Origin of the sequence: Algibacter sp. Ld11 (assembly GCF_045066735.1) — a bacterium.
Classification (GTDB): domain Bacteria; phylum Bacteroidota; class Bacteroidia; order Flavobacteriales; family Flavobacteriaceae; genus Algibacter.
On the sequence record NZ_JBISHH010000009.1, the window covers coordinates 113,353 to 126,725 of the forward strand.

Sequence of the window (13,373 nt, forward strand, 5' to 3'; positions counted from 1 at the left end):
TAAAATTTTAAATTAGTAAGATAACTTAAGTCCGAATAATATCGTTTTTGTTAAATAACCTGAATTATAAGAGTTCTGTAATCCTGTTTCAGGATCTGGACCTTTATAATCTGTAAATACAAATGGATTTTGTATATCTAAAGTTAATCTTAAACTAGACATTCTTAATTTTTCTAAAATAGCATCATTAAACTGATATCCTAAACCGATATTACCGATTTTAACAAAACTTAAATCTTCGTAATACCACTCACCTGGGTGACCATATTCTGGCGCAGGATACTTAGCATCCGTATTATTAGGTGTCCAATAATCCAATTTTATTTTATTAAATGTAGCATCATCACCATTATATGGTGCAAAGTGAGAGTAAAACTCTGAGTGACCGAAAGATCCTTGTCTTGTATAAACTTGTACAGATAAGTCTAAGTTTTTATAAGTAAAGGTGTTCGTCATACCACCAATCCAATCGGGAGATACTTGACCCAGAACCATTTTATCCTCGGCACCAATAGTTCCGCTATTATCAACGTCTCTATATTTATACTGACCAGGAAAAGCACCATAGACTGCTGCGGCTGCTGCTTCGTCCAATTGCCAAATACCATCTACTTGATAATTATAAATAGCATCTACAGGTTGTCCAACCTCAAGCACGCCATGAGTTCCGTAAGTTTCTTTATCTAAATCACCATCTAGTTCAAGAATCTGATTTTTATTTTTTGCAAAATTGATACTTGTAGACCATTTAAAATCTTCTGTTTTAACATTTACAGTGCTTAAAGTAATCTCGATACCTTTATTTTCTACAGAACCATAATTACCCGTTGCCGTAGAATAGCCTGTTATGTTCGATAATGTTTTATCCAAGATAGCATCTATGGTTTTCTTTCTATATAATTCTAAACCTAAAGTTATTCTGTTTTGTAAAACGCCTAAGTTTAAACCTATATTAACCTCTTTAGAGCGTTCCCAAGTTAATTCATAATTAGGTAAACCTGCTACACCAACACCATTGGTATGCGTATCTCCAAACACATAATCTGAACCAGATAGAAAGGCTAACGAGCTATATGAACTCACTGGACTATCATTACCAGATTCACCATAACTTAAACGCATTTTTAAATTACTTAACCAATCTACGTCTTGTAAAAAATCTTCATCACTGGCTTTCCATGCAAATGCTGCCGATGGGAAAAATGCCCATTTATTATTAACCGCTAATTTTGAAGACCCATCATAACGACCTGTGAATGTAAATAAATACTTGTCGGCGATGCTATAATTTAAACGGCCTGCAAATGATGATAAAGTTTCCTTTCTATAATTAGTATCATAATCTCTAACATCTAATCCTGCTGATGTATTATAAAATGAGTAAGAATCGGTATCAAAATCTCTTGTTTCAATATTACTCCACTCTAATTGATTGTAGTATACAGAGGAAATTAATGTTGCTTTTAAGTTTTGAGTTTCTGTTATATCGAAATCAAAATTTATAATATTATCCCATGTATAAGATGTTTTAAATGAAGAATCGTAATGAGATTGTATTCTGGCTGGTTCATTTCTTGCAGCTTTTGTATACAAACCTCTGTACTCACCGAATCTAGTATTCTTAATATTTGGAGCAAATTGTGTTTTGAAGCTTAACCATTCTGTTGGTGCATAATTTAAAAATACATTAGCAATTACATCTAAAGACTTTGTATTCGTTTTCCAAGCACCTTGTGCATCGTAATATGGGTTTGTAAAACGTCCATCTTGATCGTCTGGAAACAAAATTACATTTCCATCAGGGTCGATAGAATTAACGGTTGGCGCTAAACGTAATGTACTTCTAAATAATTCTCTACTTCCTTCTTCTCTTTCAGATAAAGCTAAATATGCTTTAACTCCTGCTGTAAACTGATCAGATACTTTTTTAGTTAAAGATGCGCTTAAATTGTAACGATCATAACCTTCTATACCTACAACACCTTCATCGCTTAAATATCCTATAGAACCACTATAAGTTAAACCATTTTCACCACCAGACATACCTAAATTATGACTTGTTTGTATTCCTGCATGGCGGTAATCTCCAGCCCAATCTGTATATCTACCATTTGCAGCGTTACTTGCTTCTTCATTGGTAGTTCTTAATTCTCTGCTTAAATCTACAGCAACATTATTATAATCTTCGACTGTTGGTACATTTCCGTTTTGAAAAAGACCTTTCCAAGCAGTACTTCTTAATGCTTTATCAACAAAATCTACATACTCATCACCATTATACATATCAGGCACATTAGTTGCAGAACGTACACCTAATGTAGCCTCGTAAGTAAATACTGTTTTTCCTTCAATACCATTTTTAGTTGTAATAATCACAACACCATTAGCACCTCTTGCACCATATATTGCTGTTGCAGAAGCATCCTTTAAAACATCCATTTGTTGAATATCGGCAGGATTTAAAATATTAATATCATCGAAAAAGATACCATCTACTACATATAAAGGTTTAGATAAATCGTCTGCAGCACTATCACTAATACCATCACGACCTCCATCGGTATTTTTAATTACCGTATTTCCTCTAATATCTATAGATAATGGAGCACCCGGTTTGTTACTTAAAGTTCTAACATCTACACCAGCAATTCTACCCTGCATGGCCTGGCCAATATCTGTTTTCTTTTGTTCTGTAAGCGCCTTAGTATCTAAAGACTCAACAGCTCCCGTTAAATCGGTACGCTTCACAGAACCATATCCAATAACAACTACTTCATCCAGTTGTGCTGCATCTTCTTCTAGCTTCACATTTAAAGACGCTTGACCATTATAAGTAATGTCCTTTGTTACAAACCCAACAAACGAAAAAGTAATTACATCTCCCTTTTTTGTATTAAGTTGGTAATTCCCATCAAAATCTGTGGCGGCTCCATTCGATGTTCCTTTTATAATGACGTTCACTCCCGGAATAGGCACGTTTTGACCATCGGTTACTACGCCAGACACTTTTGATTGCGACCAAGAGGCACTCGCATAACCTATCAATAAGGTTACTAATAAGAGTTTTAGTTTTTCCATATTATTATTTAGTATTAGTTATACCGCTAATTTATAGTTAAACATTTGTTAATAGATGGATTTATTGATCCAAATTATGGATACAATCATCAAATAAAAAATGTTTCATTTTGCAAACAAACCAATAGACACAGGTATTCAAGCATGTGTTGACTTGATGGATATGTCCATTAGTTTGAAAAAACTGTCCATTACAAATTCCACAGAAAAAAGTATCTTAGTAAAATAATAACTAAGCCTAATTAAAATGAAAAAAAACTTTTTTTATAGCAGAGTATTTCTTGTTGCTATAGTATCTGTATTATTTAGTTGTAAAGAAACGCCAAAAGACACCGCACCTTGGCAGCCTTTATTTGATGGAGAAACCCTAAATGGATGGCATCAATTAGGAGGAAAAGCGACATATTCTGTTCGCGATCAATCCATTGTAGGGACTACGGTACATAAAACACCAAATTCATTTTTAACTTCAGATAAAATGTATGGTGATTTTATACTCGAACTTGATTATAAAGTAGACTCTACAATGAACTCGGGTATTCAAATTAGAAGTAATAGCATACCTACTTATAGAGACGGACGTGTTCATGGCTATCAAGTTGAAATCGACCCATCTAAAAGAGCTTGGAGTGCTGGTATTTACGACGAGTCTAGACGTGGTTGGCTAAACACTATGGAAAACAATCCTGATGCTCAAAACGCATTTAAACAAAACGAATGGAATCACTACCGCATTGAAGCTATTGGTGACACACTAAAAACTTGGATAAACGATGTTCCCGCAGCTTATTTAATAGATGATAAAACGGCTACCGGATTTATTTGTTTACAAGTCCATAGCATACATGGTGATAAAAAAGAAGGCACAGAAATTGTTTGGAAAAACATCAACATACTGACCGAAAATCTTGGAAAATATTCAAAAAAATCACCTCTTGAACCTATTATCACTAAAAACAAATTATCTATAGACGAAAAGAAAAAAGGATGGAAGTTACTTTGGGATGGTGAAACTACCAACGGATGGCGCGGTGCTAAACTTGAAGAATTCCCTGAAAATGGATGGAAAATTGAAGATGGAGTTCTAAGTGTTTTATCTTCTGGCGGAGCCGAATCTAATGCTGGTGGCGACATTGTAACTACCGAACAATTTGGTGACTTTGAATTAACAGTCGATTTTAAACTAACACCAGGCGCAAACAGCGGTATTAAGTATTATGTAGATACTAATATGAACAAAGGCGCAGGATCTTCAATTGGTTTAGAATATCAAATTTTAGACGATGCCTTACATCCTGATGCTAAACTAGGAAATCATGATGGTAGTAGAACCGTAAGCTCTTTATACGATTTAATTCAAGCAGATACAAACAAACCTATCCACCCAATTGGCGAATGGAATACAGCATATATTATTTCTAAAAACAACCATGTAGAACATTGGCTAAATGGAACAAAAGTGTTAGAATATGAAAGAAAAAGCGATGACTACAAAAAGTTAGTATCGGAAAGTAAATATGCCAAATGGCCTAATTTTGGCGAGTTAGACAAAGGTGAAATATTACTTCAAGATCATGGCGATTTAGTATCCTTTAAAAATGTAAAAATTCGTCCAATCAACTAAACTATAACCACCACAACTATAATATTATGAGTTCTAACAGAAGAGATTTTTTAAAAAAAACAGCTTTAGGAGCCGTTGGAGTAACACTAGCTTCAAACAGCTTAAATGCCATGTCGGCAAAAAGTTATTCTAAAATAATTGGATCTAACGACCGTATTAATGTAGCTATACAAGGTTTAGGACGTCGATATGGCTCTTATATGCCTGCCATCGCGGATAAAAGCAATAATATTGAATTGAGCTATTTATGCGATGTCATGAAAAGTCAACGTGATAAAGCTGCTATTGAAGTATCTAAAAAAATTGGTAAAACACCTAAATTAGAAAACGACATTCGTAAAATCCTAAACGATAAAGATGTAGATGCTATTTTTATGGCAACTCCAGATCACTGGCATGCTCCTGGTGCTTGTATGGCCATGCAAGCTGGTAAAGATGTTTATCTAGAAAAACCTTGTAGCCATAACCCTAAAGAAGGTGAATTACTCGTTGCCTATCAACAAAAATATAATAAAATTGTACAAATGGGGAATCAACAACGCTCCTCGTTACAATCTCAAGAAATTATAAAAGCTATTCATGAAGGTGTTATTGGTGATGTCTATAACGCTATTGCTTTTTATACGAGTAAGCGTGGCCCAGTACCACATCAGAAAAAAATGGCTCCACCAGAAGGTTTAGATTGGGAATTATTTCAAGGACCAGCACCAAGAAGAGAATACACAGATGATACTTGGAACTACAACTGGCACTGGTACGGTTGGGATTATGGAACTGCAGAAATGGGAAATAATGCCACACACGAACTAGATATTGCACGTTGGGCATTAGATGTAAAATACCCAGAACATGTAGAAGTAAAATCTGGCAAATTCCAATATAAAGATGATGGTTGGGAAATGTACGATACTATGGAAGCTACATTTCGTTTTGCAGGTAATCGTTCTATTCAATGGGATGGCCGCAGCAGAAATGGTTATAATAAATATGGCGCTGGTCGTGGCACATTAATTTATGGCTCTAACGGCTCTGCTTTCATTGACCGTAATGGTTATAAACTTTATGATATTAAAGGAAAAGAACAAAAAAACAATGTTAAACTAGGCTTCGAAGATGGAAATGCACTTGGTGGTGGCGGTCAACTTTCTAAAGCACATACTATTAACTTTTTTGATGCCATAAGAGGTAAAGCTCCTCTAACCTCTCCAATAGAGCAAGGCGCTATCAGCCAGATGTTAACGCACTATGCAAATATTGCACACAGAATTGATGATGCTTTCGAAGTAGATGAAACTACCGGACGCATTTTCAATAGAGAGGCTATGAAACTGTGGTCTAGAACTTACGAGCCAGGTTGGGAAATTAAACCTGTATAATTTAAAAAAAATAAACCTCGGGTCTTTTGCCTCGAGGTTTATTTTTAAATTACACCTCTTGTGATAACAAGATTTTTAAAAAATCTAAAAATGAAAAGAAGAGATTTTATAATCAAAGGAGCCATGGCTTCGGCAGCTGTAACAACTTCCGCTGCTGCCATGACTAATGTATTTAATTTTAAATATGCAAATGATACTTTGAATATAGGAATTATTGGTACCGGAGACCGAGGCACTGGCCTTTCTGCTAATATTAATTCTATCAAAAACTTTAATATTCTCGGGTGCTGTGACATTTTACCGTTTAGATTAGAAAACGGCTTAAAAGCTGCAAATGGCACCGCCAAAGGCTATGCCGATTACCGCAAATTATTAGAGAATAAAGATATTGATGCTATTTTGGTATCCACACCTTTTAGTACGCACTCTAAAATTGCCATAGACGCGCTAGATACAGGCAAGCATGTGTATTGCGAAAAAACCATGGCGAAAGGGTTTGAAGGTATTCAAGACTTAGTCACCAAAGTCGATCAATCCAATAGTATATTTCAAACGGGACATCAATACCACAGCTCTAGACTTTACACCCATGTTGTAGATTTAATAAAAGCAGGTAAAATAGGAAAGATTTCTGCTTTTGAATGCCAATGGAACCGACACGGAAACTGGAGACGACCTTTACCTAGTCCAGAATTAGAAAAACAAATTAACTGGCGCATGTATCGTGAGTTTTCCGGTGGACTAGTAGCCGAACTTTGCTCGCATCAAATAGATTTTGCCAATTGGGTTTTAGGAGAAACGCCAAACCAAGTTATGGGTACTGGTGGTGTAGACTATTATAAAGATGGGAGAGAAACTTACGACAATATTCATTTAATATACAACTACCCAAGTGGCGTAAAAGCCAAATTTACCTGCCTAACGAGTAATGCAAAAGATGGGTACCAAATAAAAGTAATAGGCGACAAAGGCACCATTATTTTGAGTTACACCAAAGCTTGGTTTTTTCCTGAGGGCACTAAAGAAAAAGAATTAGGTATCGTGGACGGTGTATCCGGAGCTACTGTAAATTGGAAAAAAGGACAAGGCATTCCAATTACCGTAGACCATAAAGAACCTAGCTTGCAAGCCTTAATCGATTTTAAAAATAGTGTTGTAAATAATAGCAAACCAATTTCAGATATTAAAACGGGTGCCAATACGGCCATTTGCGTTCAAATGGGCTTAGAAGCCATGTACACCAATTCCATTGTTAAACAAGAAAACTTTAAAGGTTTCAAATTTTATGAATAAATACATTTTACTTCTTTTCACTTTAATTACATTTTCAGGCTTAGATGCTCAAAACTCAACTAAAAATCTCGATTTACAAACATCTTTAATTCAACCACAGCGGATTATTAAAATCAGTGATTCGCACTATTTCATAGACTTTGGAAAGTCCTTTTTTGGCAATATCGAAATCACATCAAAAACAAGCCAAAACGATTCTTTAATTTTTCATTTAGGTGAAAAGTTAGATGATGAATTTCATATTGATAGAAATCCTGGTGCAACTATTCGTTACAGAACCTCGAAGCTAAATTCATTAGTCGCAAATCAATCGGCTACACCAAAAATGCAACCGTATAAAAGAAATACAACGGGCGCAGCTATTATGTTACCCGATAGTATTGGAGTTATTATTCCTTTCCGTTATTGTGAAATTGAAAATCTAAAAATCCCTATAGAATCGATTGTAATTAAACAAAAAGCACTTCACTTTAAATTTAATGATAACGCCAGTTCTTTTTCTTCCTCTAGCCCCATAATGGATTCTATTTGGGAACTATGTAAACACACCATAAAAGCCACGAGTTTTACAGGATACTATGTTGATGGTGATCGCGAACGTATTCCTTACGAGGCCGATGCTTATATTAATCAACTAAGTCATTATAGTGTGGATAACGAGTATTCGATGGCGCGCCGCACAAATGCTTACTTTATAGACAATCCAACTTGGCCAACAGAATGGTTACTGCATACGGTACTTATGTTTCATGCCGATTATATGTACACCGGAGATATTGAGCCGCTTAAACAAAACTACGAGAACTTAAAGCTTAAAACTTTAATGGATTTAGAACGTGCCGATGGTTTAATAAGCTCTAAATCGCCCAACCTAACCAAAGATTTAATGTCGAAATTAGGTTTCAAAAAAGCAAACGATAAACTTAAAGATATTATCGATTGGCCACCTGCACAAAAAGATACGGGATGGAAACTTGCAACACCAGAAGGCGAACGCGATGGCTACGAAATTGTAGATATAAATACGGCAGTTAATGCGTTTTACTATTACAATTTAAAGTTAATGACTGAAATTGCAACCGTACTTAATAAAACTGATGATGCCGAATTTTATAAGAAGAAAGCCAAACTTGTAAAAGAAACAATAAATAGCAAATTATTCGATGCCGAAAAAGGTTATTATATCGATGGTGAAGGCTCTACACACTCAGCTTTACACGCCAACATGTTACCCTTAGCTTTCGATTTAGTTCCAGAAGAACATGTTTCATCAGTTACTAAATTTGTAAAATCACGAGGCATGGCTTGTAGTGTTTATGGCGCGCAATATTTATTAGAAGGTTTGTATAAAAATAACGAAGCCGAATACGCGTCGAGCCTAATATCAAGTACTACCGGCGATCGAAATTGGTGGAACATGATAAAAATAGGTTCTACAATGACTTTGGAAGCTTGGGATGTAAAATACAAACCAAACTCCGACTGGAATCACGCTTGGGGAACCGCACCACTTAATGCTATTACCAGATACATGTGGGGCATAAAACCTAAAACAGCAGGTTTTAAAGTGGCTGAAATTAATCCGCAATTAGCTGGTCTAACCTTTACGTCTATTAAAGTGCCAACCAAACATGGTTTCATTTTAGCCAATTACAAAAAAATATCAGACAAAAGCGATGTTTACTCCGTAACGATTCCGGAGAACATGACGGCCGAATTCACACTTCCTAAAAGCATAAAAAAGGTTTCCTTAGATAACAAAAAAGTAAAAATAAAAACCTCTTTTTTAACACTTGAAAGCGGAACGCATCGTATAAAAATAACTTACTAAGTATCTTATGAAAATAAAGAAACATCTATTTATTCCTTTTTTATTATTAGCCTTTTTTCAATTCTCTACAAGCTTTTCACAAGAATTAAAACCTGCGAGCTTATTTTCAGATGGTATGGTTTTACAACGCGACATATCAGTTCCTGTTTGGGGAACAGCAAAACCTAACTCTAAAATCACGGTTACTTTTGCAAACCAAAAACAGAAAACAAAAGCTGATAACAACGGAAAATGGGTGCTAAAATTAGATCCGTTAAAAGCGTCTAAAATCGCCAGAAACTTAGTAATATCCGGTGATTCTAAAGTTACTATATCTAATATTTTAGTTGGAGAAGTATGGATTTGCTCTGGACAATCTAACATGCAGTTTAATGTGAATAATGTTCCTGAAATAAAATCACTTATTCCGTTTAAGAAAAACATTAGAACCTTTCAAGTAAAAAACATAGTATCACTAAAAGAACAAGACGACGTTAACGGCCATTGGGAAGAAACAAACCCAAGTAGCGCTGTTGCTTTTGGTTTTGCTTACTTTTTAGAAAGTATTGGTGATGTGCCTGTTGGAATAATTTTATCGTCTTGGGGAAGTTCTTCTCTAGAAGCTTGGATGCCAAGAAGCATGACTGCAGAGTTACCATATTTTAAAAACATAATGGACGATTTTGATAAAGATACAGTAACTCAAAACCGACTTTTAGAAGCTATAAACTCAGCAAAAAGATGGAGCTTAAAAGAAGATATTTTTATGAGACGCCAACCTAACGTGGTATATAATGCCATGATGAAACCTCTAGCGCCTTACGCATGCCGTGGACTCGTTTGGTATCAAGGTGAGCGTAACACACGTTATATTTCGGGTGTACCAGAAGTGACTGAAGCCAACTGGTTTCATAGGGTTGCCGGTATGAAAGAGTATGGCGATATTTTAAAACTTTGGATTCAGAATTACAGAGAAACATGGCAAAATGATAATATGCACTTCGCTGTAGTAATGCTGCCAGGTTATGGAAAAGGGACACATGCTAATTCAAATATTGATTCTAAAAGTCCTACTGCAGAATCTTGGGCATGGATGCGCGAATCTCAATTAAAAGTTTTAGAATTACCAAATACGAGCGTTATAAACACCATAGATTTAGGAAGTGAAACCAATATTCATCCAACCGATAAATTCCCTATTGGCCAACGTTTAGCACTTTCCGCAGCTAAACATACCTTAAATCAAAATATAGTTGCAGAAGGTCCTGTTTTGGATAAAATTGAAATAGAAAATAATAGCTTAATAGTTTATTTCAAAAACAGTAAAGGTTTAAAAACCAACAACAGAAAAGCACCTGAAGGTTTTTGGATTGCAGACAAATCGTTAAATTGGAAAGAAGCTGAAGCTAAAATAGAAGGCGAAACCGTTACTCTGCAAAATAAAGACATTGATAATCCTGAATTTATAAGATATGCTTTCGCAGGAAAACCAGATGTTAATTTAGTTAATAGCGCCGATTTACCAGCGTATCCTTTTAGAACAGATTTTTAAATTTCAACTAAACTTGAACAAAAAAAGCACTATTAATAGATAATAGTGCTTTTTTTTATTTAAAGACAAAATCGATTTTATTTTCAAAACCAATTTTCGATAATCGTCTTTTCGATATTCGGATTATCCTTATGAATAAATTCATTTTTAATAGCATTATACTCATAATCTTTACTCCAATTCTCGTGATTTTCTGCAACTTGAACAATAGCATCACAAATAAAAGCAACCTCAGCATTTGTTAATGTTGGATGAATAGACATTCTAATCCAACCTGGCCGCTCCATTAAACAACCTTCTAATATTTTAACTTCTATAGATTTTGATGTGTTTTCGTCAACATTTAATAAGTAATGTCCATAAGTTCCCGCACAAGAACAACCGCCTCTAGTTTGCACACCAAACCGATCGTTTAAAAGCTTCACAATTAAATTGTAATGTGCTTTTTCAATATAAAAAGAAAAAACCCCTAACCTATCGGTATGATCTGGCGCCAAAATTTTTAGATTATCTATTGTGGCGAGTCTTTCAAAAATAATAGCATTGAGTTCATGCTCACGATCTAATATATTTTGAACGCCCATTTTTTCTTTCAACTGAATGGAAAAAGCAATTTTTATAGTTTGTAAAAACCCTGGAGTTCCACCATCTTCGCGAGTTTCAATATCGTCAATATAATCATGATCTCCCCAAGGATTAGTATAACTTACTGTGCCTCCACCGGGATTATCTGGCACTAAATTTTTATAAAGTTTTTTATTAAAAACTAATACACCAGAAGTTCCTGGACCTCCTAAAAATTTATGAGGAGAGAATGTAATAGCGTCGAGATATTGTTCTTCATCTACAGGGTGCATATCAATATCCACATAAGGTGCGGAACAAGCAAAATCTACAAAACACAACCCATTATTTTGATGCATTATTTTAGCAACATCATAATATGGCGTTCTTATACCTGTAACATTAGAACAGCCTGTAATAGCTGCTATTTTCACAGGAACATGGCTATATTCTACCAGCAACTTCTTTAAGCCTTCTAAGCAAGGTAAACCATTAGCGTTAGACGGTATTACTTTTACCCGAGCAATGGTTTCTAACCATGATGTTTGATTGGAATGATGCTCCATGTGCGACACAAAAATTATTGGTCGTTTTTCCTCGGGAACCTCTGTACTATCTTTTAAATTTTCATTTAATTTAATACCTAAAATACGCTGAAATTTATTAATAGCACCCGTCATCCCAGTTCCAACGGTAATTAATACATCGTCTTTAGAGGCATTTACATGTTTTTTTATAATCGCTCTTGCATCATGATACGCATGCGTCATAACACTACCCGTTATAGAGGTTTCGGTATGTGTGTTGGCAACAAAAGGGCCTATATCATTTAGTAATTTATCTTCAATAGGTCGGTATAATCGTCCGCTTGCTGTCCAATCGGCATAAATTATCTTTTTCTTTCCATAAGGCGATTCAAAATACAAATCTACACCAACTACATTTTTTCTAAATGGTTCAAAATAGTCCTCTAAACTTCCGTGTTTATCCTTAGCTTTAATAACAGTTTTTAAGATATCCATTGTTGAAAATTAAAATGAGTTAGATTGATTTTTTTTTAAACTGTAGCGTTTATATCTCTAAAGATTGAAACAATTTCTTTAACTGTGGATTTGATGGTCTTGGCGCATCGGCCTTAACCACCTTACCTTGCGGATCGATTAATATAAATCTTGGAATACCTGTTACATTATAAGCGGTTACAAAAGAGCGATCATTTTTAGCGAATAACTGCATACCTCCCAATTCTTTTTCTTCAATCATAGTACGCCATTTAGTGTGTGCACTTTGGTCGTCTACAGAAATACTTACAAACTCAATATTTTTACCGTGATATTCTTTTTCAACAGCTTTTAACGATGGAATTTCTGCCAAACAAGGCCCACACCAAGTCGCCCAAATATCGATATACACATATTTACCTTTTAAATCGGCTAGTGATGTACTACCGCCTTTGTAATTTTCGTAATCTACAAACTCAGGAGATTCTTTACCGTTTAAAGTCATTAGTCCCTGCTTTTCCTTATACATACTTAGTAACTGATTTTCCAAACTTACAGCATCCTTTTGCTCACTTACAATTAGTAAAGAATCTAAATCTTCAGTATTATCAAGTAAATCTTTAAACGTTTTATTACTCTCCTTTACTTTTACATTAAAAGCTGCTTCATCTAATTCAAACCAAGATTCAACATCTAGAATTTCTTCCATTAGCAAGGCTTTTTTAGCCAAATAATTACTAGCCTGAGCGCCTTCACCTTCAAAATTAATAGTTTCATCAAAAGATTGAGTATCTAACTTCATCGTTAAATCGTAACCATTTTTTAAATATACACGGGCTTGTTCCGCTCCGTCGTAAACTAAAAAAACACCTGGTTCAACTTTTAAAGTATCTGAAAATGTCCCGTCTGCTTTCACCTTAATAACTTTTGAAACTGTACGGCTTCTTATTAATAAGGAATCAGAGTTTTGATTTGTAATCTTTCCAGAAAATGTAACATAATCTTTTGGCGCTTCTTCTTTACAAGCTGTAAATACTAAACCTATTAATAATAAGTAAATAAAATTTTTCATCTG

General features: G+C 34.8%; 8 protein-coding genes. 5 read left to right on the top strand and 3 right to left on the bottom strand.

The annotated features are described in order from the left end of the window. Positions 1–12 precede the first annotated feature (12 nt). Complete coding sequence (locus ACJJV4_RS05005; protein ID WP_405292371.1) at positions 13–3,078, bottom strand: SusC/RagA family TonB-linked outer membrane protein; 3,066 nt, start codon at positions 3,076–3,078, stop codon at positions 13–15. A gap of 247 nt (positions 3,079–3,325) precedes the next feature. Here ACJJV4_RS05005 and ACJJV4_RS05010 point away from each other — a divergent pair, with 247 nt between their 5' ends. From ACJJV4_RS05010 to ACJJV4_RS05030, 5 genes are all read left to right on the top strand, one after another. Next, positions 3,326–4,702 (top strand): DUF1080 domain-containing protein, encoded by a 1,377-nt coding sequence (locus tag ACJJV4_RS05010; RefSeq protein ID WP_405292372.1) that lies wholly within the window; start codon positions 3,326–3,328, stop codon positions 4,700–4,702. A 26-nt stretch (positions 4,703–4,728) separates the two neighbouring features. Further along, a complete protein-coding gene (locus tag ACJJV4_RS05015) occupies positions 4,729–6,078 on the top strand; it encodes a Gfo/Idh/MocA family protein (RefSeq protein WP_405292373.1) in 1,350 nt (449 codons plus the stop codon). A 90-nt stretch (positions 6,079–6,168) separates the two neighbouring features. Further along, entirely contained in the window at positions 6,169–7,371 is a 1,203-nt protein-coding gene (locus ACJJV4_RS05020; RefSeq protein ID WP_405292374.1) for a Gfo/Idh/MocA family protein, read from the top strand. Next, positions 7,364–9,202 carry an alpha-L-rhamnosidase C-terminal domain-containing protein gene (locus ACJJV4_RS05025; RefSeq protein ID WP_405292375.1) on the top strand — a complete coding sequence of 613 codons (1,839 nt, stop codon included), beginning with the start codon at positions 7,364–7,366 and terminating at the stop codon, positions 9,200–9,202. Before ACJJV4_RS05020 ends, ACJJV4_RS05025 begins: the two co-directional genes overlap by 8 nt. 7 nt (positions 9,203–9,209) lie before the next feature. Then, on the top strand, positions 9,210–10,733 hold the full coding sequence (locus ACJJV4_RS05030) for a hypothetical protein (RefSeq protein ID WP_405292376.1): 1,524 nt from the start codon (positions 9,210–9,212) through the stop codon (positions 10,731–10,733). A gap of 83 nt (positions 10,734–10,816) precedes the next feature. On the opposite strand, the gene ACJJV4_RS05035 is transcribed toward ACJJV4_RS05030, so the two are convergent. Both ACJJV4_RS05035 and ACJJV4_RS05040 read right to left on the bottom strand, forming a co-directional pair. Then, the gene (locus ACJJV4_RS05035) at positions 10,817–12,319 is read right to left on the bottom strand and encodes an aminotransferase class V-fold PLP-dependent enzyme (protein WP_405292377.1); all 1,503 of its coding nucleotides are present in this window, start codon (positions 12,317–12,319) and stop codon (positions 10,817–10,819) included. 49 nt (positions 12,320–12,368) lie between these two features. Then, positions 12,369–13,370, bottom strand: coding sequence for a TlpA family protein disulfide reductase (locus tag ACJJV4_RS05040; RefSeq protein WP_405292378.1), 1,002 nt, complete (start codon positions 13,368–13,370; stop codon positions 12,369–12,371). Positions 13,371–13,373 lie beyond the last annotated feature (3 nt).